Annotated in this window: 15 protein-coding genes and 5 tRNA genes; 11 read left to right on the forward strand and 9 right to left on the reverse strand. The window is 65.7% G+C overall.

Annotated elements, in window-relative coordinates; translation table 11 throughout:
- Window positions 1-64 precede the first annotated feature (64 nt).
- Entirely contained in the window at window positions 65-535 is a 471-nt protein-coding gene (locus U6115_RS15325) for an NUDIX hydrolase (protein WP_047236458.1), read from the forward strand.
- Between the two features lie 65 nt (window positions 536-600).
- Here U6115_RS15325 and U6115_RS15330 read toward each other — a convergent pair whose 3' ends face one another.
- The 3 genes from U6115_RS15330 to folD form a co-directional block, all read right to left on the reverse strand.
- Window positions 601-1,197: a hypothetical protein gene (locus tag U6115_RS15330; protein ID WP_043577497.1), complete on the reverse strand. Its 597-nt coding sequence runs from the start codon at window positions 1,195-1,197 to the stop codon at window positions 601-603.
- Between the two features lie 7 nt (window positions 1,198-1,204).
- A complete protein-coding gene (gene purU, locus U6115_RS15335) occupies window positions 1,205-2,068 on the reverse strand; it encodes a formyltetrahydrofolate deformylase (protein ID WP_043577499.1) in 864 nt (287 codons plus the stop codon).
- A 154-nt stretch (window positions 2,069-2,222) separates the two neighbouring features.
- A complete protein-coding gene (gene folD / locus U6115_RS15340) occupies window positions 2,223-3,074 on the reverse strand; it encodes a bifunctional methylenetetrahydrofolate dehydrogenase/methenyltetrahydrofolate cyclohydrolase FolD (RefSeq protein WP_043577500.1) in 852 nt (283 codons plus the stop codon).
- Window positions 3,075-3,301: 227 nt separating this feature from the next.
- Between folD and U6115_RS15345 the strand changes: the two genes are divergently transcribed.
- The 7 genes from U6115_RS15345 to U6115_RS15375 all read left to right on the forward strand — a co-directional run bounded on the left by U6115_RS15345 (window position 3,302) and on the right by U6115_RS15375 (window position 5,170).
- Window positions 3,302-3,378 (forward strand) — tRNA-Pro (locus U6115_RS15345).
- Between the two features lie 21 nt (window positions 3,379-3,399).
- A tRNA-Arg gene (locus tag U6115_RS15350) sits at window positions 3,400-3,476 on the forward strand.
- 26 nt (window positions 3,477-3,502) lie between these two features.
- Window positions 3,503-3,578: transfer RNA gene (locus U6115_RS15355), tRNA-His, on the forward strand.
- Between the two features lie 247 nt (window positions 3,579-3,825).
- A tRNA-His gene (locus U6115_RS15360) sits at window positions 3,826-3,901 on the forward strand.
- A gap of 47 nt (window positions 3,902-3,948) precedes the next feature.
- Window positions 3,949-4,024 (forward strand) — tRNA-His (locus U6115_RS15365).
- Between the two features lie 16 nt (window positions 4,025-4,040).
- On the forward strand, window positions 4,041-4,433 hold the full coding sequence (locus tag U6115_RS15370; RefSeq protein ID WP_156504605.1) for a hypothetical protein: 393 nt from the start codon (window positions 4,041-4,043) through the stop codon (window positions 4,431-4,433).
- Between the two features lie 62 nt (window positions 4,434-4,495).
- Entirely contained in the window at window positions 4,496-5,170 is a 675-nt protein-coding gene (locus tag U6115_RS15375) for a GntR family transcriptional regulator (protein WP_043577501.1), read from the forward strand.
- On the opposite strand, the gene U6115_RS15380 is transcribed toward U6115_RS15375, so the two are convergent.
- The gene (locus U6115_RS15380; protein ID WP_043577502.1) at window positions 5,164-6,072 is read right to left on the reverse strand and encodes a LysR family transcriptional regulator; all 909 of its coding nucleotides are present in this window, start codon (window positions 6,070-6,072) and stop codon (window positions 5,164-5,166) included. The genes U6115_RS15375 and U6115_RS15380 overlap by 7 nt on opposite strands.
- A 99-nt stretch (window positions 6,073-6,171) precedes the next feature.
- On the opposite strand from U6115_RS15380, the gene U6115_RS15385 reads away from it, so the two are divergent.
- Window positions 6,172-7,011 (forward strand): pirin family protein, encoded by an 840-nt coding sequence (locus U6115_RS15385; RefSeq protein WP_043577506.1) that lies wholly within the window; start codon window positions 6,172-6,174, stop codon window positions 7,009-7,011.
- Between the two features lie 61 nt (window positions 7,012-7,072).
- Here U6115_RS15385 and U6115_RS15390 read toward each other — a convergent pair whose 3' ends face one another.
- From U6115_RS15390 to U6115_RS15400, 3 genes are all read right to left on the reverse strand, one after another.
- Window positions 7,073-7,480, reverse strand: coding sequence for a response regulator (locus U6115_RS15390; protein WP_043577512.1), 408 nt, complete (start codon window positions 7,478-7,480; stop codon window positions 7,073-7,075).
- An 89-nt stretch (window positions 7,481-7,569) separates the two neighbouring features.
- Entirely contained in the window at window positions 7,570-12,366 is a 4,797-nt protein-coding gene (locus U6115_RS15395; protein WP_181243119.1) for a hemagglutinin repeat-containing protein, read from the reverse strand.
- A 163-nt stretch (window positions 12,367-12,529) separates the two neighbouring features.
- Window positions 12,530-14,206, reverse strand: coding sequence for a ShlB/FhaC/HecB family hemolysin secretion/activation protein (locus U6115_RS15400; RefSeq protein ID WP_043577517.1), 1,677 nt, complete (start codon window positions 14,204-14,206; stop codon window positions 12,530-12,532).
- A 210-nt stretch (window positions 14,207-14,416) separates the two neighbouring features.
- Here U6115_RS15400 and U6115_RS15405 point away from each other — a divergent pair, with 210 nt between their 5' ends.
- Window positions 14,417-15,736, forward strand: a complete 1,320-nt coding sequence (locus tag U6115_RS15405; RefSeq protein ID WP_047257893.1) for a methyl-accepting chemotaxis protein — start codon at window positions 14,417-14,419, stop codon at window positions 15,734-15,736.
- A gap of 67 nt (window positions 15,737-15,803) precedes the next feature.
- On the opposite strand, the gene alr is transcribed toward U6115_RS15405, so the two are convergent.
- The gene (gene alr, locus U6115_RS15410) at window positions 15,804-16,874 is read right to left on the reverse strand and encodes an alanine racemase (protein WP_043577518.1); all 1,071 of its coding nucleotides are present in this window, start codon (window positions 16,872-16,874) and stop codon (window positions 15,804-15,806) included.
- Between the two features lie 3 nt (window positions 16,875-16,877).
- Window positions 16,878-18,185 (reverse strand): D-amino acid dehydrogenase, encoded by a 1,308-nt coding sequence (locus U6115_RS15415; protein ID WP_043577519.1) that lies wholly within the window; start codon window positions 18,183-18,185, stop codon window positions 16,878-16,880.
- Window positions 18,186-18,324: 139 nt separating this feature from the next.
- On the opposite strand from U6115_RS15415, the gene U6115_RS15420 reads away from it, so the two are divergent.
- Window positions 18,325-18,813, forward strand: a complete 489-nt coding sequence (locus tag U6115_RS15420) for a winged helix-turn-helix transcriptional regulator (RefSeq protein ID WP_043577520.1) — start codon at window positions 18,325-18,327, stop codon at window positions 18,811-18,813.
- Window positions 18,814-18,835: the final 22 nt, after the last annotated feature.

Below are 18,835 nucleotides of genomic sequence, written 5' to 3' on the forward strand. Positions count from 1 at the left end.
GTTTTAGAATGACTGCCATCAAAGAGGCGCAAGACCTCATCATTAACAATGACTTTTCGGAAGAATGAGTGTTTTGGAAGAACGCAAGAATGAACGCCTGCCCAGCGACCTGGCCAGGCGAGCCACAGCCATCATCGAGATGCCCGACGGCGTGCTGGTCACCGCCAGCCGCGGCGGCCGTTACAATCTGCCAGGCGGCAAGGCCAACCGCGGGGAGCTGCGCTCCCAGGCGCTGATCCGCGAAGTGCGCGAAGAAACCGGCCTGCGCATCAACTCCATGCTTTATCTGTTCGACCACATCACGCCGTTCAACGCGCACAAGGTCTACCTCTGCATCGCCCAGGGCCAGCCCAAGCCGCAGAACGAGATCGAACGCATCGCGCTGGTGTCGTCGCCGGACACCGACATGGATCTGTTCGTGGAGGGCCGCGCCATCCTGCGCCGCTACGCCAGGCTGCGCGGCGAGGAAACCGCCAAGGGCCAGGCCCTGCGCGCGCTGCTGGGGCTGGCGCGCTACATCGCCAAGGTGGACTAAGCCCCGGCCTTGAAACAAAAAGGGCATGCCTCGCGGCATGCCCTTTTTTCATGACCCCGATGGGTCTAGCGAGCCTTGGCCGCCGGCTCCGACGCCGAAACCGCCACGCCCCGCTCCTGCATCATTGCCACCATGTCGGCCGGCAAATCCACCCAGCCGGCGGTCTTGGCGAAAGACAAAGTCGCCGCCAGCAGCACCAGCGCCAGCGGCATGAACAGCGCCACGCCCAGCAACACCCGCAGGCGCGACACCGCCGACACCACGGCCAGCGCGTTCACCAGCACCACCAGGCCGATCAGAGACAACAGGACGTCCACCACGGCGGCCGCGTCGTCCGGCAGCCAGCTGGTCAGCGGCTCGACGAACTGCAGGCCGCTGGCCACCACCACCAGGCCGAACAGCGGCGCGGCCAGCTCGCCCTTGGACAGGCGCAGCCAGAAGGTGATGAAGCGGGTAAAGAGCAGCGTCTCCAGCCAGGTGAACAACACCATGTAGCCGATGCGGCCGGCGATATTGCCGCCAAGCTCGGCGGTGTCGCCGCTGGCGATCAGGCCCAGCAAGGTCAGCAGCAGCGCCGGTTGCCACCACGGATATTGGTAGACGGCCAGCGGCTTGACCCGCAGTCGCAGCAAATCGAGCACATCGTCGATCAACAAACGCATGGCAGGCTCAATCGAAGACCACGGTCTTGTTGTTGTACGACAGCACGCGGTTGTCCAGATGCCAGCGCACCGCGCGCGACAGCACCACTTTTTCCAGGTCGCGGCCCTTCTGGATCAAATCCTCCACCGCGTCGCGGTGCGAAATGCGGGTGACCTCCTGCTCGATGATCGGGCCTTCGTCCAGATCCTCGGTCACGTAGTGGCTGGTGGCGCCGATCAGCTTCACACCGCGGGCGAATGCGCGATGGTAGGGCTTGGCGCCATCGAAAGCCGGCAGGAAGCTGTGGTGGATATTGATCACGCGGTCCGGGTAGCGCTCGACGAACTCGCCGGACAGGATCTGCATATAGCGCGCCAGCACGATGAAATCGACGCCCGCCTCTTCCAGCAGGCGGAACTGCTCGGCCTCGGCCTCGGCCTTGTTGTCCTTGGTCACCTGGATCAGATGGAAGGGAATGCCGTTGAACTCCACCAGGCGGCGGCAGGTTTCGTGATTGGAGATCACCAGCGGGATGTCGCACTCCAGCTCGCCGATGCGCCAGCGGTGCAGCAGGTCGGCCAGGCAGTGCTCGTATTGCGACACGAAAACGGCCATGCGCGGCTTGCGCGCCGACAGCGATACCGTCCAGCTCATATTGTGTTCGTCGGCTATGGGCTGGAAAGCGGCCGCGAAGCTGTCCATCGGCAGGGTGAAACCATCCAGGTCCCACTGCACCCGCATCAGGAACAGGTTTTCGCTGGTATCCTGATGCTGGTCGGCATGCATGATATTGGCATTGTAGGTCATCAGGAAATTGGCGATGGCCGCGACCAGGCCTTTTTTGTCCGGCGCGCTCATCAGCAGCGTCGCCGAGTGTTTTTCGTGACTCATGTTCAAATCCGTAATTTAGTTTCACCTAATACTAAAACAGCCGGGCGCCGCTGTCTGCAATCCGGCGCGCCGGCGCAAACAAAATCGCCACAGCCCGGCGGCGCCGGTGGCTGTGGCGAGCATGGCCGTCAACGCCGCCAGGGCGATGGCGGACTCAGGCGTACTGATTGGCGGCGTCGAGCGTGTTCTGCAGCAGCGTGGCCACCGTCATCGGACCGACCCCGCCCGGCACCGGGGTGATGAAGCCGGCGCGCTCGCGCGCGGCGTCGAACTCCACGTCGCCGCACAGCTTGCCGCTTTCCAGGCGGTTGATGCCGACGTCGATCACCACCGCGCCCGGCTTGATCCACTCGCCCTTGACGAAGTTGGGAATGCCCACGCCCGCCACCAGGATGTCGGCGCCGGCCACTTCTTCGGCCAGGTTCTGCGTCGCGCTATGGCAAACGGTAACGGTGGCGCGCGCCAGCAGCATCTCCAGCGCCTGCGGACGGCCGACGATATTGGACGCGCCGACGATCACCGCCTTCTTGCCCTTGGGGTCGATGCCGTACTCCTCCAGCAGCGTCATCACGCCGCGCGGCGTGCACGGCCGCATCAGCGGCATCTTGATCGCCAGGCGGCCGACATTATAAGGGTGGAAGCCGTCCACGTCCTTTTTCGGATCGATGCGCTCGATCACCGCTTGCGGATCGATCTGCTTGGGCAGCGGCAATTGCACCAGAATGCCGTCGATGCCGGCATCGGCATTCAGGTCGTCGATGATTTCCAGCAATTGCTGCTGGCTGGTGGTGGCCGGCAAGTCATAAGCCACCGAGCGGATGCCCGCCTTCTCGCAAGCGCGCTTCTTGCTGCCGACGTATACCGCCGATGCCGCGTTGTCGCCCACCAGCACCACCGCCAGCGCCGGCGCGCGCTTGCCCTGCAGCAAACGCTCGCCCACGCCTTCGCGCACTTTCTCCACCAGCTTTTCCGCTACCGCCTTGCCATCGATCAATTGTGCCGACATGCCTGAATCCCATCTTGACGCAGATAAATAACGGCCGCCATTCTCGCATTTTTTCCGCAGCGCGGTAAGACGGCCCGCCAGGATTATTTCTCTTAAGCTCAAGAGATATAAGGAAAAATGCCGCAGGCAAATATTTCATGCTCAAAATACCCGCGAAAAACATGAAAAATAATTCAGCAAAGGCGTTGACAGGCCAAAGCCCCATCCGTATAGTTGCGTTCTCTGTTCGGGGCGTAGCGCAGCCTGGTAGCGCACCTGATTTGGGATCAGGGGGTCGCGAGTTCGAATCCCGCCGCCCCGACCAGCAGACAAGCAGCCCGATAGAGCGCCCGTAGCTCAACCGGATAGAGCACCAGCCTTCTAAGCTGGGGGTTACAGGTTCGATTCCTGTCGGGCGCGCCAAGCTTGCTTGATAGCAGTACCCAGTGGTGGATATAGCTCAGTTGGTAGAGTCCCGGATTGTGATTCCGGTTGTCGTGGGTTCGAGTCCCATTATCCACCCCACGAATTACGCAGAAAGCGGCCATTCATTTGGCCGCTTTTTTGCATTTCCGCCGCCGCCCAATCCTCGCCACCGGTCCAAGCCTACCGATTTCGCCAGCCTTCCAACCATCCAGACGACAAAGCAAAACCAGTCCAAATCGCCGCGCAAACGCTTTCAAACGAAATTGCACAATATGCTTGCGCTCCGGCCAATGTCCCCATATAATTCGCCTCCTCGTCGGACAGCAAGTCTGATCGGCGATCAGCGGTGGATATAGCTCAGTTGGTAGAGTCCCGGATTGTGATTCCGGTTGTCGTGGGTTCGAGTCCCATTATCCACCCCACAGTTTATCGGTCTCATGGCTGCGCCGTGAAACCAGCCGTTTCAGCGGTGGATATAGCTCAGTTGGTAGAGTCCCGGATTGTGATTCCGGTTGTCGTGGGTTCGAGTCCCATTATCCACCCCAAAACATGCAAAAGGCCTTGGCTTCTTTCGAAACCAAGGCCTTTTTCGCATCCCGATGCGCCGCAGCGCATCAAATTGAGACTGCGCCGCTACTTTCAGGCAACGCCTCCGCCACAGGCGCGCTCCTCGCCTGGGCACTGGATAAGGCCTTGCCGCGAAAACCAAGCATGCAAAAGTGCCAGCCATCGGGACTCACCCGGCACGCCTTGCGCCAGCCCTGCGCCGTGCGCACCGCGCTCAAAAAGGCGGGCCGCAACCGGCGCCCCTGCCGATTTCCCGGCTGGCCGATCGCGCCCACGCCCATGCGGGAAGCGAAAAATCCGCCCCGCCGCCGGCTTTTTCACCCCAACAGCCAAGAATTACAGATTCGCGACGAAAATGTTCAATTTTGCCGCTTGCCTGAACAATGAAGCTCCGTATAATCGAATACATTTGCATGTATCCGATTGACTGACAGATAACGATACCCACCATGACCACCCTGCAGCCGATCAAGCGCCAGACGCTTACCAGTGCCGTTACCGAATCCTTGCGCCGCCGCATCCTGTCCGGCGAATTCGCCGACGGCCAACAGTTGCGCCAAGAGGCGCTGTCCAACGAATACGGCGTCAGCCGGGTGCCGGTGCGGGAAGCGCTGCGCCAGCTTGAGGCCGAAGGCCTGATCCAGATCATCGACCACAAGGGCGCGCTGGTTTCCAAGCTGTCGCTGGAAGACGTGCTGGAGCTGCTGGAAGTGCGCGCCATGCTGGAAGGCTCGCTGCTGAAGGCCGCCATCCCCTGTCAGACCCAGGCCGACCACGACGCCGCCCAGCAGACGCTGCGCGAATTCGAGGCCGCCCTCCACAACAACGACGTGCGCCACTGGGGCGAGATCAACTCGCGCTTCCACCTGGCGCTGTACCGCGCCGCCAAGCGCCCCAACACGCTGGCGCTGATCGAACAGCTGCACAACAAGACCGACCGCTATACCCGGATGCAGATCCTGTTCACCCGCACCATGGAGCGCGCGCACGAAGAGCACACCCGGCTGCTGGAAATGTGCCGCCAGGGCAAGGCGGACGAGGCGGCGGAATTCCTGCGCTTCCACATTCTTTCCGCCGGCCACGCGCTGGAAAGCTATCTGAAAGGCCAGCAGGCCAATCACTGAGCCAGCGCGGCTATCCAGGCCTGAGCCGCGCGCCGCAGCGCCTCAGCCAGATACAGGCACGCCGGCCCCGCCGCCGGCGGATCCGCCAGCACCAGATACAAGGACGCCTTGCGCACCGCGCCGCTCTTCAGCGGCAAGGGCTTGAGCCTGCCGTCGGCCAGTTGCGCGGCGATGCGATGCCGCGCCAGCCAGCCGAAAGCCAGCCCGGCCTCCACCATCGCGATGCCGGTTTCCGGCTGCGACACCGTCCAGCGCTGATGCGCACCCAGCCAGCCCTCGTCGCGCGGCTGCCGGCTGCCGGAATCTCGCAGCACCACCTGCACTTCGCGCCGAAGCCTGGCCTCGTCGAGCATCCCGCCTTGCGCGTGCAGCGCGTGCCCCGGCGCCGCGCAGGCGACGAACTCGGCGTCCAGCAGCCAATCGCCCAAAAAGCCCTGCGGCACCCGCCCCGCCACCGCCAGCGCCGCCTCGCCCTGATGCAAGGCGTCGTCGGCGCCTGACATCACCACTTCGCGCAGCTGCAACCGGGTTTCCCGGCAGTGGCCGGCGAAATCGCCGCAGGCGGCCAGCATCACCTCGGTCGGCAGCAGGCTGTCCAACGCCACCCGCAGCTCCGGCTCCCAGCCCGCCTGCAAACCCTGCGCGCGCCGCTCCAGCCGGTCCGCCGCCTGCAGCAAATCACCCGCTTCGCGCAGCAGCGCCGCACCGTCGGCGGTCAAGCGCATCCGCCGCCCGTCAGGCCGCAGCAATTCCACGCCGAGTTGCTGCTGCAGCCTGGCCACTGCGTAACTGACCGCCGACTGGCTGCGATGCAGCCGCGCGGCCGCCTGGGCGAAACCGCCCTCTTCCACAATGGCCTGCAGCACCTGCCATTGTTCCAGCGTCGTCCTGAATGGCTTCATTTATCTAAATTCTTGATCATTTTGCACAGTATTTTGCGCTTTTTTATCTGATTTTTCACTGCAACAATAGGGTCATCGTGATTCATCTGGAGCCAAGCCATGTCAAAACGCAGCAGAAAAGTGGAACGCATAGTCAACGGACAGGAAGTATCGGACGGCGCCGGCGTGCGCTTGCTGCGGGTGCTGACCCAGCCGCTGCAGCGGCGGCTGGACCCTTTCCTGATGCTGGACGAATTCCGCTCCGACAATCCGGACGACTACATCGCCGGCTTTCCCAGCCACCCGCACCGCGGCTTTGAAACCGTCACCTACATGCTGGCGGGCCGAATGCGCCACCGCGACAACGCCGGCAACGAAGGCCTGCTCGGCCCCGGCGGCCTGCAATGGATGACGGCCGGGCGCGGCATCGTCCATTCGGAGGTTCCCGAGCAGCAGGACGGCCTGATGCACGGCTTCCAGCTATGGATCAATCTGCCGGCGGCGGACAAGATGACTGCGCCGGGCTACCGCGACATCCAGGCGGCGGACATCCCCAGCTGGCAAGACGCCGACGGCAACCAGCTGAAGCTGCTGGCCGGCCGCTTCGACGGCCGCCACGGCGCGATCGAGCGCCCCGCCACCGCGCCGCTGTACCTGGACATCGCGCTGCCCGCCAACGGCAGCCTATGGCTGCCGCTGCCAGCCGGGCACCATGCCTTCGCCTATCTCTATCAGGGCGAGCTGCAGGCCGGCGGCGCCGACATCCGCGCGCGCCAGCTGGCGGTGCTGGACAATGAGGGCGAAGGCCTGTTGCTGGCCAATGGCGGCGCGCCCAGCCGGCTGCTGCTGCTGGCGGCGCGGCCGCTGGGCGAACCCATCGCGCAGTGGGGGCCGTTCGTGATGAACACGCGGCAGGAGATCGAGCAAGCGATGGAGGACTACAGCGAAGGCCGCTTCTAAGCCTTCGCCGCGCAAAAACGGCAACCCGCGGGCTGCCGTTTTCCATTGCGAGACTCCACCGCTACAACGGGCAGCAGTCTCCCCCCGCGCCATCCGGCAAACAGGCTGCCAATACGCGCCGCAATTCCTCCAGCTTGAACGGTTTGACCAGCACCGCGTTCATGCCCGCCTCCCGGCAGCCATCGCGCTCAGAGCCAAACGCGCAGGCAGTGATCGCGACGATGCAGGGCTGCGGCCGCTCCCGCCGGCCGCGAATCCTCAAGGCAGCCTCCAGGCCGTTCATCTGCGGCATTTTCACATCCATCAAGATCAACCGGTAATCCGCGCGTCCTGCCATGTCGACGGCCTCTTCGCCATCGGCGGCGAAATCCGCCTCCGCGCCCAGATGCTCCAGCATCTGCCTCAGCAGCTCGCGGCTGAGCGGATGGTCGTCGGCCACCAGGATGCGCGCGTTGTTTTCACACGTCATTCCGCCCCCCCTCGGCATCAAAAAAGGCGGGCCATGCGACTCCGCCATGGAGTCAGCATAGCCCGCCCTCAGGCGGAAGCCGCCGGTTTTCAGCTGCCCGACTTCACCTGGCCGGCCACAGTCTGGTTCTGGCTGCCGCGCTCGACATGGATCAGCGGCATCTGGCCGGAGGTGACATCCTTCACCGCCTGCTGGATGATGGCCGCCGGCGTGCCGTCCAGCTTGACGCCGCCGGCGCCGGTATAGCTGCTGGTCTGGATGTCGCTGGTTTCCACCTTGGCGTCGCCCAGGTTCACCTTGCCGCCGCTGGAGGCGATCTGGCCGCCGTTCAACTGCGCCTTGCCGCCCACCGCGAGATTGACGCCCTGGTCGCCGCTGATGGCGCTGACGCTGCCCACGCTGTTGTCGGTCTTGACGCTGACGTCGATCACGCCTGACACCTGGGTGCCCTTGTCCTGCGGGTTCAGCAGCTTGTCCTTCAGCGTGCTGCCGGCCTGCTGCCGCGCGCCGTCCACCAGGCCCGGCTTGGCATCTGCCGCTGCCGGAGCGCCCTGCACCTTGTCAGCCACCGCGTTCACCGCGTCAGTCGCCTTGTCCTTCACCGCGCCGGACAGCGGGCCGGCCACGGCCGCGGCCTGGTCCACCACGCTGGGGGCCTTGGCGTTGGAGCTGCTGACGTTCAGGCCCACTTCCACCTGGGTGCTGTTGTTGCGGTCCTGCTGGCTTTGCACCACCACGTTGCCGCCGACGCTGCCGTCCACCTTGCCGCCGGCGATGTTGCCGCCAGCCAGCGTCAGTTGGCCATCGGCCTTTACGTTGACCTGGTCGCCCTTGACCGTCGCGTTGGCGTTGGCCAGCTTGTCCTGCTGGTCCACCTTGACGTCGAAGCCGCCGTTCGCCTGGTAGGTCTTGCTCGCGCCGTCGGCCTTGGGCTGGCCGTTTTCCTTGGCCACGCTGCTGTTGCCGCCGCCGCCCAGGCTGGCGCTGGCGCTCCAGTCGTTTTTCTGGCTGCTGTTCTGCGCCGATTGCAGGCTGATGCCGCCGTTATCGGCCGTCAGGCCGACCGTCTTGCCGCCCAATTGGCTGCCTTGCAGCTGGATGGCGTTGTTGCCGGTCGCGCCGGCGGCCACGCTCAGCGCGCCGCCGCTGCTCACCTGCGCGCCCGACTGGCTGGCGCTGCTTTCGTTCTGGCTGGACAGCTGCACGCCGCCGCCGACATTGAAGCCCTGGCCGGACGCGTCCTTGCCCTTGCTGTTGTTGCCGCCGGCGTTGACGTTGAAGCCCCAGCCGCTGCCGGTTTTGCTGTCGTTGCCGGTGGCGGCCTGCAGGCTCACCTTGCCGTCGGACTGCAGCTTGACGTCGCCGCCGCTCTGCAGGCTGCCGCCTTGCACGGTCAGGCCGTTGCCGGCGGTCAGCGCGATGCCGCCGGCCGACTGCACCGAACCTGTCGCCGCCTGGCTGCTGGCCGCCTGGCTTTGCTGATTGCCCACCGCCAGATTGCCGCTGCCGCCCAGCTTGCTGCCGCCGTCGATCGGGCTGGTGCTGATGCCCAGGCCGACGTCTACCTTCACATCATGCTGCTGGCTGCTGCTGGTGTTGTTGGCCTGGGAGAGCGTCAGCTTGCCGCCGGTTTGGATAGCGGCCTGGCCGCTGCCGCCGTTGATGGCCGCGCCCTGGTAGCTGGCGTCGTTGTTCACCTGGATGCTGACGCCGCCGGCGGACTGGATGGCGCCGGTCACCGCGTTGCTGGACGCGCTCTGGCTGTTGCTGTAGCTGCCCTGGCCGCTGCCCTTGACGTTCACGTCCTGGCCGGTGGTGGTGTAGACGCGCACGCTGGCGCCGCCTTCGCTGGCCTGGCTGCTCTGGGTTTGGCTATTCGCCGCCGCCGTCATCTGGTGGCTGTCGGCGCTGATGCTCACCTGGCCCTGGGTCGCCTGGTATTGCGTCGCCTGGTCCTTCAAGGCGCCGCTCGCGGCCACGTTGATGGCCGAACCGGCGATGCTGGTGGCCTGCGCCGCGCTGCTCTGGCTTTGCGAGCTGGCGCTGCCGCCGATGGCGCCGATGTCCACGCCCAGGTTGGCCGCGCCCAGATTGGCCGCCTGGCCTGCCGCGCCGGCCACGTCGCCCTTGGCCACGCTGCCGCCGGCATTGGCGATCGGACGGGTGATGCCGCTGTAGTCGACATTGACGCCGACATCCACGCCCCAGTGGCTGGAAGTCTGCTGGGTGGACTGCTGGCTGACGGCCGCCTGGTTGCTGACGTCGCCGGCGGCGATGGTCACCGCGCCGCCCGCCTTGATCTGCGTGCCCTGGTTCTGCAGCGCGCCCATGCCGTTGCCGGCGGTGATGCCCAGCTTACCGCCGGTCTTCACTTCGGAAACTTGCGCCGCGCTGCCGTCCGCCACCGTGCGGCTGCTGTTCTGGCCGAACTCGATGCCGGCGCCGGTCTTGTCCAGGCCGCCGGTCAGATAGAGGCCGCCGCCGCTGACGGTGGTGGAAATATCGTTGTGGCTGGCGCTCTGCGCCGCGTTGAGACTGACATTCTGGCCGGACAGGCTGGCGTCGCCGGCGGTTTCCAGCTTGGAGCCGCTCAGGCTCAGGTCGTTGCCCGCCGCCAGCTTGACGCTGCCGCCGGACAATTGCGAGCCGGTCTGGCTGGTCTGGTCCAGCTGCTGGCTGGTGCTGGTGTTTTCCAGCCGCACGCCGCCGCGGTATTGCTTGTCGCCGGTCTCGGCGCCGACGCCGCGCAGCGCCAGCTGGCTGTCCTGCGACTGATTGTGCGTTTCAGCGGCCTGGCTGGCCACCTTGATGTCGCCCACCGCCTGGATGTTCAGCGCCTGCGCCGCCTTCACCAGGCTGCCGGTCACCGCCACGTCGCCGGCGGAGAGCAGCTGCAGGTCGGCGTCGGACTTCAGCGCAGAACCGACCGCGGTCTCTTGGCTGGTGCTGCCCTTGCTGGCGCTGCTGGTGATGTTGAAGGCGGTGCCGGTGCGCTGGTCGGTGCGGGTCTGGGCCAGGTCCAGCGCGCTGTCGATGACCACGCCGCCGGACTGGGTCTTGGCGTAGGCGCCCTGCGTTCCCTTGGCCTGGCTGCCATTGATGGCGATGCCGGCGTCGCCGTTGATGAACAGCTTGCCGCCGGCGTTGACCGCGCTGCCGGTGTTGACGGTGGCGCTGTCGCTGTTGTTCTGGTTGCCGCCGCCGCCGATGCCGCCCCAATAGGTTTTGCCGTTCTGGGTGCTGCTGCTGTTGGCGCTGGTCTGCGTCGCCAGCGTGGTCTTGCCCTGAGCGGACAGCACGGCGTCGCCGCCGGATTTCAATACCGCCGCCTGGGCGGCGATGTCGCCGCTGGCGGTGACGCCCAGCGCGTTGCCGGCGCGCAGCTGGCTTTGCACCAGCCGCTGCTGGCTGCTGCTGTTGTTCCAGCTGCCGGTTTCCAGCGCCGCGCCGTCGTTCTTGCGGTTGCCGACGTCGCTGCTGCTATCGGTTTCCAGCAGCGCCGACAATTTCACGTCGCCGGTCGCCGCCAGCTTGAGGTTGTTGCCGGCGTCCACGCTGGCGCCGGCGATGCTGGCGCCGCCGGCCGTGGCGTTCAGTTCGACATCATGCTGCGCCTTGATGCGCGCCACCGATTGCGCCTGGGTGACGCTGCTCTTGTCCTGGTTGTAGGCCCAGGAGTTCTTCCAGGCGTGGTCGCTGCTGCTGGCGCTGCTCTCGGCCAGCTGGCCGTCGAGATTCAGGCTGCCCGCGCTCAGCTTCACGTCCTGGCCCTGGATGTCGGCCGCGCCGACGTGGGCATTGCCCGCGGCCTTAATCGACACATCGTCGCCCTGCAGCGACGCGCGCTTGACGCTGCTGTCGGTCTTGCTGGAGGCGCTGCTGCTCTCGCCGGTCTTCCAGATGAACCAGCTTTCGTCGTGCTTGCTGTCCCTGCCGGTTTCGCTGTCCACCCGGCCGGAGATATCCACGCTGGCGCCGTCCAGCACCAGCTGCTTGCCCTTGAGCTGGGCGGCCTGCACCGCCAGCGCGCCGGCCGAGCGGATGCTCAGCTCGTCGCCGCCGGCCAGGTTGCCGCCGACATTGACGCCGGCGCCGGCCGCGGTGCTGACGATATTGATGCGGCCGGCCTGCATCGCGCCGAGGAAATAGCTGTCCAGATTGCCCACGCCTTGCGGAGCCGGCGCGGTCGCCGTGACCTGGCCGCTGGCGTAATCGACGGTGTTGAAGCCGGCGCGCGCGCGGATGGCGTCGGCGGCCGAGACATTGGCGCGCACATCCAGCCGCGGCGCGATCAGGTCCAGCACGTTGACGCCGGACGCGCCGCCGCCGGCGATGCTCAGCGCGTTGCCGTTATTGGCGGCCTGCAGCGAGGCGATGGCGCCGTCCTGCAGATTGGCGCCGCCGACCACCAGCGACGCGCGCGGGATGTTGATGAAGCCGCAGCCCTTGCAGGCGATGCCGTTGGGGTTGGCCAGCACGTAGTCGGCGGCCTTGCCGAACACTTCCTGCTTGCCCAGCAGCAACGACGGATTGCGGCTGACCACTTCGTTGAGGATCACGCTGGCCTGGTTGCCGCCCAGCTGGGCATTGGCGCCAAGCTGGCCGGCCAGTTGCGACTGACCCGCCTGCAGCGAGTTGTTGAATACCGCGCCGGGCTTGCCGACGTTGAAATCCTGGTATTGGTTATGCGACACGCCGGCCGCGCTTGGCGCCACGATATTGATCACCTGCGCGCCGTTGCCGGCGGTGGAAACCTGCGGCTGCGCGCCGCTGCCGCCCGCCGCGGTGATGCCGCCGGCCAGGCTGGCGTCGGCCAATACGAAAGCCAGCGTCAATGCCGCGGCTACCTTGCCGGTTACGGACAAGTCGAACTTTGTTCTTTTCATCATCATCCCCTCGAAACCAAAATCACAGCCGCGCGACACAGGGCGCCACCATTAAAACAACTGTTTGATTTGGAATCTAAGGTTTTTTTTAAATCAAATCAATTGAAATACTTATTCACAACATTCTTAAGATTGTTTTCGTTTCATTTACACCACGCCCCGCTCACCACTGCCAGTTCAGCCGCGCGAACAGGATGTGGCCTTCGGCCTGCCAGGAGGCCGGCTTGTACAACGGCCTGCTGTAGTCCAGGTCCAGCGTCAGGCCGCCGCGCCCCAGCGTCGCCCCCGCCGCCAGGCCGGCGATGTCCTGCCAGGCATCCTGGCTGCCGCGTTGCAGCACCCTGCCGCCATCCAGCCCGATGCGTGGCGTCAGCGTGACCCCGCCGTACTGCAGCCGCCGGGACAAGGTGTTGCGCCAATACCAGCCGGTCTCCGCCACCAGCGAATTGTTGCGAAAGCCGCGCACCGCGCTGGCGTCGGCGATGTCCAATTGCTCGACGCCGGGCAGGCGGTCGCGGCTGGCCTGGCCGGACAGCGCGCTTTGCCACTGGTACGGCCCGCCGGGCAAGGCCAGCGTCTGGTACCAGGCCAGGCTCAGCTTCAGCTTGCTGAACTGCGGATTGGGCGCGCCCGGATGAATGGCGTCGGGCGCGTCCGCGCCCAGCCAGCGCATGCCGCGCTGCAGGCTGCCATCCAGTTGCAGCAGGCCGGACGGCAGGATGCGCATCTGCGACAGCCCCGCCTCCAGCACTGTCAGATTGGGGCTGCTGACGCCCAGCTCTACGTCCTGGAACAAATTGCGCACCCGTTTCTGCACCAACTGCAGGTCGGCGCTCAGCACCCGGGTCTGGTCGCGCGACAACACCCGGTCCAGCCGCAGCCCGGTTTGCGCCGTTTCGCCGGACAACTGCGCCACGCGGGACTGCAGCTGCTGCGGATTGAGATAGTCGGAACGGCTGGCGAAGACGCTGAACGTCCAGTAACCGTAAGGCAGCGAATAAAACAGCGACTCGCTGCGGCTGTGCCTTACCTCCTGCCGCTCGCCGGTGGTCTGCGCCGACAGGCTGAGCAAATCGCTCCAACCGGCGGGATTGTCCCAGCCCAGGCTGACGCCGGCCTGCAGACGCCCGGTCGACTCGCGGCCGGCGTTGTCCAGCGTCAGCCCGCCCGACCAGCGGGAGTCGGGCTGGTTGCGCAATTGGATGATGGTGTCGCCGACGCGCTCGCCCGGCAGCACATCCACCGTCGCGTGGTTGGAGCGCAAGCGGTTGGCCTGATCCAGCCCCTGGTCCAGGTCGTGCACGTTCAGCGGCTGCCCCGCCATGCCGGGAAACAGGTTGGCCACGCGCAGGCTGGCGTCGTCGCTGCGGATAGCCGCCACCTTGCCCTCCTCCACGCGCAGCGTCAGCACGCCGCGCTCGTCCGGCCCCTCCGCCAGCACCCGGGCGGCGATGTAGCCGCGCCGCAGGTACAGCGCGGTCAGCGCGCGGCTGAAGCGATTGATTTCAGCCAGATCCAGGCAATCGCCATGCGGCAGGCCCAAGGCGTTGACGTCTTCCCGCGACAGCAGGGAAATGCCCGCCAGCCGCAGCCCCTTGACCGGCAGGCAATCGCGCCCGCTCAGCACCGGCGCCTGCGGACTGGCGACTTCGCTGCCGCCGCTCTGGATCTGCCGCAGCCGCTGCTGCTGGATCAGGTCGTCGAAACGCCGGCTATTGTCCTGCAGCAGGCGGCGCGCGTCGGCGCCGTCGCGCAAGTCGGGCGGGATCGGCGGCGCGTCGGCCCAGGCGGGCAAGGCGCAGGCCAGCAACAGGCCCAGCGCGGTACGGGAAGGATTCATCGCGGTTTATGGATTCTGCGCGGATTCGATGCGCAAACGCGGTCGAAACGCTGGTCGTTCGGATAAAAGCCAGCCATTTAACCACAGCGCCCCGCGCCGGACATCCATGCCAGCCGGATGCGGCGGCATGCCAAACACGTATTTATACATATTTCATGGAAATCTCCCCGGCCTATGCTTGAAGTCTGGCCAATCTACTGGAGCCTTCCCATGTGGTTTGCAGGCAACAAGATGATCCATCAGCTGGAAAACGCCACCGACGCCGCGCTGCGCGGCGAATCCGCGCCATGGCGCATCCACGGCAACGAGCGCTGGCGCGCGCTGGGAGAGAAACTATCCCGGGTATGGGAGGCGCGCGACCGCCAGATCAGCCAGGCCGACGAAGAGCGCCTGTCCACCACGCGGCAGCTCCAGCAACTGCAAGAGGCGCTGCTGGAGTCCGAGGAGCAGCTGGCGCTGGTCTCCACCCGCTTCGATCTGGTCAACCGCGCCGCCAGCGAGGGTTTGTGGGACATGTCGGTGGTCGCCGGCGACCCGGTCAACCCGGACAATGTGTTCTGGTGGTCGCAGACGTTCCGCTCGCTGCTCGGTTTTTCCGACCAGCGCGATTTCCCCGATGTGCTAGGCAGCTGGGCCAACCGCCTGCACCCGGACGACAAGGCGCGCACGCTGGACGCCTTCGCCGCCCACCTGGGCGACCGCAGCGCCCAGACCCCGTACGACATCGAGTACCGGCTGCAATGCAAGAACGGCGAATACCGCTGGTTCCGCGCCCGCGGCGCCACCTTGCGCGACGAGCGCGGCATCCCGCTGCGGGTGGCCGGCTCCTTGTCCGACATCACCGGACAGCGGCAGCAGCAATCGCTGCTGGAGCGGGCGATGACCCGCTTCGAGCTGGGCAGCGCCATGCAGGCCGACGGCTTATGGGACATGGAGGTGGACGCGGCCAACCCGGTCAGCGGCAACAACGCCTTCTGGTGGTCGCCGCAGTTCCGCCGCCAGCTGGGCTTCGACAGCGAGCACGAATTTCCCAACCTGCTGGAGAGCTGGTCCAGCCGCCTGCATCCTGAAGACAAGCAGCGGGTGCTGGCCGCCTTCGCCGCCCACCTGAACGACCGCAGCGGCCAGACGCCTTACGATCTGGAATACCGGCTGCAATGCAAAAACGGCGAATACCACTGGTTCCGCGCCCGCGGCCAGACCCGGCGCGCCGCCGACGGCACGCCGCTGAGAGTGGTGGGCGCGCTGACCGACATCGACGCGGAAAAGCGCTCCGAGGCGCTGAACAGCGAAAGCCAGCAGCGCCAGCAATTGGAAAAAAGCCTGAGCGAGATCGCCGCCATCGTCAGCACCATCCAGTCCATCGCCGATCAGACCAATCTATTGGCGCTGAACGCCGCGATAGAAGCCGCGCGCGCCGGCGAAACCGGCCGCGGCTTCGCGGTGGTGGCCGACGAGGTGCGCAAGCTGGCCGAGCGCACCCGCGACGCGACGCAAAGAGTGGAAAAACTGGTGGTGCAGCGCGGCTGAGCCTTGCCCGCGCAGCAAAAACAAAGCCCGGCGCAAACGCCGGGCTTTGTCATGGGCCGCGCGAAGATCAACGGTAGACGAAATGCGCGCGCTTGATATTGCACAAGGGCTCGTAGCCTATGGTGCCGGCCTGCGCCGCCACCTCGTTGACCGACACCGCGTCGCCCCACAGCTCCACCTCGCTGCCGACGCCGGCCTCCGGCAGATCGGTCAGATCCACCGTCAGCATGTCCATCGACACCCGGCCGATCAAGCGCGTGCGCTGGCCGTCCACCACGGCCGGACTGCCGCTGGACGCGCGGCGCGGATAGCCGTCGGCGTAGCCGCAGGCCACCAGGCCCACCCGAGTGGGGCGGTCGGTGACGAAGTTGTCGCCGTAGCCGATGGGCTCCCCGACGCCAAGCTCGCGCACGCCGAACACCTTGCTGGAGAAACGCATCACCGGGCGCAGCGCGTCGCCCTGGCCGAAGCCTGCCGGCAGCGGCGTCACGCCGTACAGCGCGATGCCGACGCGGCCCCAGTTGCGCTGCGCGCGCGGGTGGCACAGGATGCCGGCGGAGTTGGCCACCGACTCGTCGCCGGCCGGCAGGCCGCGCACCGCGGCGTCGAAAGCCTCCAGCTGGGCGAAGGTCATCGGCACTTCCGGTTCGTCGGCGCGGGCGAAGTGGGTCATCTTGGTGATGCCGCCCGCTTTGCCGCAAGCCTGCAGCCGATGCCAGGCCTGGTGATAGTTTTCCGGCAGAAAGCCCTCGCGGTGCATGCCGGAGTCCAGCATCAACCAGATGGTGAGCGGCCGGGTCGGATTCGACTGCTCGACCATCCGCAGCTGCTCCTCGCTGGTCACCGCCATCCACAAACCATGCTCGTCCACCGCCTTCAGTTCTTCCGCCTCGAACACGCCCTCCAACAGCAGGATGGGCTGGGCGATGCCGGCGGCGCGCAATTCCAGCGCTTCCTCCAGGCAGGCGACGGCGAAGCCGTCGGCGATGTCGGCCAGCGCCTGCGCGCAGCGAACCGCGCCGTGGCCGTAGGCATTGGCCTTCAGCACCGCCAGCGTTTTATCGCCGTGGGCGGCGCGCGCCAGCTGATAATTGTGGCGCAGATGGTCCAGCCGTATCGTCGCGATCAACGGACGCATGCTTCAGGCCCCTTGCACCGCGGGACGGATCACCGGCACCACCAGGGTTTCGCCCTGCTTGGCGTAACGCTGCATCGACAGGCCGTCGACGCTGATTTCCGGCTTGGCGCCGGTGATCAGGTCGGCCAGCACCTTGCCGGAGCCGGCGCACATGGTCCAACCCAGCGTGCCGTGGCCGGTATTCAGCGACAGGTTGGCGAAACGGGTGCCGCCGACGATGGGCGTGCCATCGGGCGTCATCGGCCGCAGGCCGGTCCAGAAGCTGGCCGCCTTGATGTCGCCGCCGTTCGGGTACAGATCGCCGACCACCATTTCCAGCGTCTCGCGGCGGCGCGGGTTCAGTTCCAGATTGTAGCCGGACAGCTCGGCCATGCCGCCGACGCGGATGCGGTCGTCGAAGCGGGTGATCGCCACCTTGTAGGTTTCGTCCAGGATGGTGGAGGTCGGCGCGCCGGCCGCGTTGGTGATGGGCACGGTCAGCGAGTAGCCCTTGACCGGATACACCGGGATGTCGATGCCCAGCTCCTTCACCAAGTCGCGGGAATAGCTGCCCATCGCCACCACGTAATGGTCGGCGCGCAGCAGCTCGTCGCCGACGCGCACGCCGGTGATGCGCTTGCCGTCGTTCTCGATGCCGTCCACGGTCACGCCGAAGCGGAATTCCACGCCCTTGGCGCGCGCCAACTCCGCCAGGCGGCTGGTGAACAGATTGCAGTCGCCGGTTTCGTCATTGGGCAGCTGCAGGCCGCCGGCCAGCTTGTGCTTGACCGCCGCCAGCGCCGGCTCGACGCGGACGCAGCCATCCGGATCCAGCACATTGAAATCCACGCCGCACTCGCGCAGCACGGCGATGTCCTTGGCCATGCCTTCCACCTGGGCCTGGCTGCGCAGCAGCTGCAGCGTGCCGCCCTGGCGGCCTTCGTACTGCAGGCCGGTTTCGGCGCGCAGTTCCTTGATCTTGTCGCGGCTGTACTCGGCCAGCCGCATCATGCGGCCCTTGTTGACCGCGTAGGCCTTTTCATTGCAATTGGCCAGCATCTTGGCGATCCACTGCAACTGGTACAGGCTGCCGTCCGGACTGATGGCCAGCGGCGCGTGGCGCTGGAACATCCACTTCAGACCCTTCAACGGAATGCCGGGCGCCGCCCACGGCGCGGAGTAACCGGGGGAGATCTGGCCGGCGTTGCCGAAACTGGTTTCCAGCGCCACGCCGTCCTGGCGCTCCAGCACCGTCACCTGGCAACCCGCCTTGGCCAGATACCACGCGGTGGATACGCCCAAAACGCCGCCGCCCAGCACGATTACCTTCATTGTCTTTCTCCGTTTGTAGTCTTGCCACTACCAGATAGTGAATTCCGCTAGTATATGCATTGACATCTGGTTTTTTTCACTGAAATTGACGAGAATCAAATGATTACTATCAAATATTTCACATATAAACAGTGAAAACATGAAGGCAATATCCTCCTCCGCCAAAGCGCTGGACAAGATGGACCGCAAGATCCTGCGCATCCTGCAGAAAAACGCCCGCATCGCCATGACCGAGCTGGCCGAGAAGGTCGGCCTGTCCACCACGCCGTGCACCGAGCGGGTGCGGCGCATGGAGCGCGACGGCATCATCGAAGGCTATTACGCGCGCCTGAATCCGCACGCGCTGGGCGGCTCCTTGCTGGTATTCGTGGAAATCAAGCTGGAGGCCAAGTCCGGCAACATCTTCGACGCCTTCCGCCGCGAGATCATGAGCATTCCGGAAATCCTGGAATGCCATCTGGTGTCAGGCGATTTCGATTACCTGATCAAGGCGCGCATCGCCGACATGTCGATGTACCGCAAGCTGCTGGGCGACATCCTGCTGCAGCTGCCGTCGGCGAAGGAATCCAAGAGCTATGTGGTGATGGAGGAAGTGAAGGAGACGCTGGCGCTGCCGCTGGCGGACTAAGCGCCGCGCGGCGCTTCACAAT

The sequence above is a fragment of the Chromobacterium subtsugae genome, from assembly GCF_035919665.1.
Taxonomy (GTDB): domain Bacteria; phylum Pseudomonadota; class Gammaproteobacteria; order Burkholderiales; family Chromobacteriaceae; genus Chromobacterium; species Chromobacterium subtsugae.

Excerpts from the sequence above, each read along its gene's own strand:
- U6115_RS15330 (WP_043577497.1), bottom strand. The coding sequence starts at position 1,197 with ATGCGTTTGTTGATCGACGATGTGCTCGATTTGCTGCGACTGCGGGTC.
- U6115_RS15390 (WP_043577512.1), bottom strand. The coding sequence starts at position 7,480 with ATGACGTGTGAAAACAACGCGCGCATCCTGGTGGCCGACGACCATCCG.
- U6115_RS15420 (WP_043577520.1), top strand. The coding sequence starts at position 18,325 with ATGAAGGCAATATCCTCCTCCGCCAAAGCGCTGGACAAGATGGACCGC.
- U6115_RS15380 (WP_043577502.1), bottom strand. The coding sequence starts at position 6,072 with ATGAAGCCATTCAGGACGACGCTGGAACAATGGCAGGTGCTGCAGGCC.
- U6115_RS15325 (WP_047236458.1), top strand. The coding sequence starts at position 65 with ATGAGTGTTTTGGAAGAACGCAAGAATGAACGCCTGCCCAGCGACCTG.
- folD (WP_043577500.1), bottom strand. The coding sequence starts at position 3,074 with ATGTCGGCACAATTGATCGATGGCAAGGCGGTAGCGGAAAAGCTGGTG.
- U6115_RS15385 (WP_043577506.1), top strand. The coding sequence starts at position 6,172 with ATGTCAAAACGCAGCAGAAAAGTGGAACGCATAGTCAACGGACAGGAA.
- U6115_RS15405 (WP_047257893.1), top strand. The coding sequence starts at position 14,417 with ATGTGGTTTGCAGGCAACAAGATGATCCATCAGCTGGAAAACGCCACC.
- alr (WP_043577518.1), bottom strand. The coding sequence starts at position 16,874 with ATGCGTCCGTTGATCGCGACGATACGGCTGGACCATCTGCGCCACAAT.
- U6115_RS15415 (WP_043577519.1), bottom strand. The coding sequence starts at position 18,185 with ATGAAGGTAATCGTGCTGGGCGGCGGCGTTTTGGGCGTATCCACCGCG.
- U6115_RS15400 (WP_043577517.1), bottom strand. The coding sequence starts at position 14,206 with ATGAATCCTTCCCGTACCGCGCTGGGCCTGTTGCTGGCCTGCGCCTTG.
- U6115_RS15395 (WP_181243119.1), bottom strand. The coding sequence starts at position 12,366 with ATGAAAAGAACAAAGTTCGACTTGTCCGTAACCGGCAAGGTAGCCGCG.
- U6115_RS15375 (WP_043577501.1), top strand. The coding sequence starts at position 4,496 with ATGACCACCCTGCAGCCGATCAAGCGCCAGACGCTTACCAGTGCCGTT.
- purU (WP_043577499.1), bottom strand. The coding sequence starts at position 2,068 with ATGAGTCACGAAAAACACTCGGCGACGCTGCTGATGAGCGCGCCGGAC.